This is a genomic window from Chloroflexota bacterium (assembly GCA_020850535.1).
Classification (GTDB): domain Bacteria; phylum Chloroflexota; class UBA6077; order UBA6077; family JACCZL01; genus JADZEM01.
Window position 1 is genome coordinate 1 of sequence record JADZEM010000047.1, and the last position, 2,736, is coordinate 2,736.

Below are 2,736 nucleotides of genomic sequence, written 5' to 3' on the forward strand. Positions count from 1 at the left end.
CCTCGCCCGAGAACGCCGGGCCGGAGTGGCGGACGAAGTGGTCGACGCTCGATATCAAGCAGGCGAACGAGCTGCTGGACAAGATCGGGCTGACCAAGAAGGATCCCCAGGGGATGCGGCTGCGGACCGACAACGGCCAACTGCTGCGTATCACCGTCACCACCGTCGCGGCGGCGTTCCTGCCGTTCGCCGAGATGATGGAGATGGTCGCCCAACACTGGAAGAAGATCGGCATCCAGCTTGACGTCAAGGACACCGAGCGAAACCTGTCACTCAAGCAGGTCGCCGGCAACGAGCAGCAGCTCTACATCTGGGGCGGCGGCAACCCGGACATCTTCCTCTGGCCGCGCCACGACATGCCAGCTGAGCCGAACGAGCCGTTCAGCGGCACCCTCTACGCGACCTGGTACGCCTCCGGCGGGACGGCCGGCAAGAAGCCGGAGGATCCGGAACTGCTGAAGGCGTACGACATGCTGCGGAAGGGCTCCGGCCTGGAGACCGCCGAGCGCAACAAGCTCGGGCAGGAGCTGAAGAAGGTGATCGTTGATCAGCAGTGGGTGATCGGGACCGTTGGGTTCGAGCCGATCCTGCGGGTCATCGGCAACAAGATCGGGAACGTGCCGGATCGGTACGCCTGGCCCACCCGGGCGCGCACGCCGGGCGCGGCGCACCCGCCGACCTACTACATGAAGAGCTAGCGTACATCGACCCGGCACGCGGCCGGGTGACCACCAGCACCCTCGCCCGGCGCGGCCCTACTGGGGCGCCTCCGAGCGGGGGTGTTCTCATGTCCGCGGCATAGCCTCTGCCTGCACACGACGGATCGGGCCTGCCGAAGCTCAGTCGCCCAGACGCAAAAACTACCGTCGCAGCCGTGGTGGCGGCGATACTCCACGGTGGCGCAATCCAGCCCGGTGCTTGACGCCGATGGCTGACTGTGCTACATCGTGTGATCGTGCCGGCCGTGAAACGCCGGTGCAAATTGTACGCTGTGACGGCAGCGCGGCCGTTGCTCTGCTACCTTGGAGGGTAGAACGCATGTCACTGTGGAGAGACGTGTCCCGGCGAGGCTTCCTGCGCCTTGGATTCGGAGTCGCAGGCATGGGGCTGCTAGCGGCGTGTGCGCCGTCAGCCCCGGCGACCAAGCCCGCCGAGACCAAGCCGGCCGCGCCAGCCGCCACGACAGCCCCGGCCAAGCCGGCCGAGGCGGCCAAGCCGGCTGAGGCTGCGAAGCCCGCTGAGGCCGCCAAGCCCGCTGCCCCGGCGCCGGCTGCCGCTGCGAAGCCCGCCGAGGCCGCGAAGCCCGCCGCTCCGGCGGCTGCGTCCGGCAAGCCGGAAGCGAAGCTCGGTTCCACCTTGATCGGCAAGATCGAGGGGCCGGAGATCCAGAAGGATGCCAAGCGCCCGGCCAAGCTGGGCGAGTCGCCGATGCTGGCCGAGCTGGTCAAGGCCGGCAAGCTGCCGCCCGTCGAGCAGCGCGTTCCCGAGGAGCCGCTGGTGCTCAAGCCGATGACCGCGATCGGCAAGTTCGGCGGAACCTGGCGGCGCGGTTTCACCGGCCCTGGCGATGGCGAGAACTGGAACCGGATCATGGGTGCCGAGAAGCCGCTGCACGTGGACTTCACCGGCAACAACATCGTTCCGGCTGTCTTCAAGTCCTGGGAGCTTCGGGACGGCGGCAAGATCATCCGCCTGTCGCTGCGGAAGGGCATGAAGTGGTCGGACGGCACGCCGTTCACGGCTGACGCGATCATGTTCTGGTACGAGGACATGTACCTGAACAAGGATCTCGTGCCGGTCGGCACCGCCGAGATGTCGATCAACGGCAAGCCCGGCAAGTTCGTCAAGATTGACGACACGACGGTCGAGGCCCAGTTCGAAGAGCCGTACCCGATGTTCGTGGACGTGCTCTCGGCGTTCACCCAGATGGGCGGCGGGCATGCGCTGGGCGGCACCCAGTGGGGCGGCTTCATGGGGCCGTACGCGCCGGGCCACTATCTCAAGCAGTTCCTGCCGAAGTACATCGGCGTGGAGAAGGCCAACGAGATGGCCAAGGCCGCCGGCATGGATAGCTGGGTGGCGCAGCTGAAGTTCAAGAACAACTATCAGCTGAACCCTGAGGTGCCGGTGGTGAGCGCGTGGCGGACCGTCACGCCGATCAACACGCCGACCTGGAACCTTGAGCGCAACCCGTACTTCTGGGTTGTCGATACCGAGGGCAACCAGCTCCCGTACATCGACAAGGCGCAGCTGACGCTGGCCGAGAACCTGGAAGTGGCGAACCTGCGGGCCATCGCCGGCGAGTACGACGAGATGGGCCGGCATATGGACGTGGCCAAGCTGCCGGTGTTCCTGGAGAACCAGCAGAAGGGCGGCTACAAGGTCGTCCTGGACCCCGCCTCCGATGCGGCGGCGGCGGCCATCCACATCAACCAGAGCTTCGAGGCGGACGCCGAGATCCGGAAGTGGCTCACCAACGCAGACTTCCGCCGGGCGCTGTCGATGGGTATCGACCGCGACCAGATCAACGAGGCGTTCTTCCTGGGCATGGGCACGCCCAGTTCGCTGATGTCGGAGGACACCTCCCCCGAGAATGCCGGGCCGGAGTGGCGGACCAAGTGGTCCACCCTCGACATCAAACAGTCGAACGAACTGCTTGACAAGATCGGCCTCTCGAAGAAGGACGGCGAAGGCTTCCGCGTCCGCACGGACAACGGCCAGCGCCTCCGCATCGAG

At 66.4% G+C, this 2,736-nt stretch carries 2 protein-coding genes; both read left to right on the forward strand.

The genetic code is table 11. The features are described 5' to 3' along the window. The coding region (locus IT306_07510) for a hypothetical protein (protein ID MCC7368251.1) at positions 1-698 on the forward strand (698 nt) is incomplete at its 5' end. Between the two features lie 403 nt (positions 699-1,101). Continuing rightward, the coding region (locus IT306_07515; GenBank protein MCC7368252.1) for a hypothetical protein at positions 1,102-2,736 on the forward strand (1,635 nt) is incomplete at its 3' end.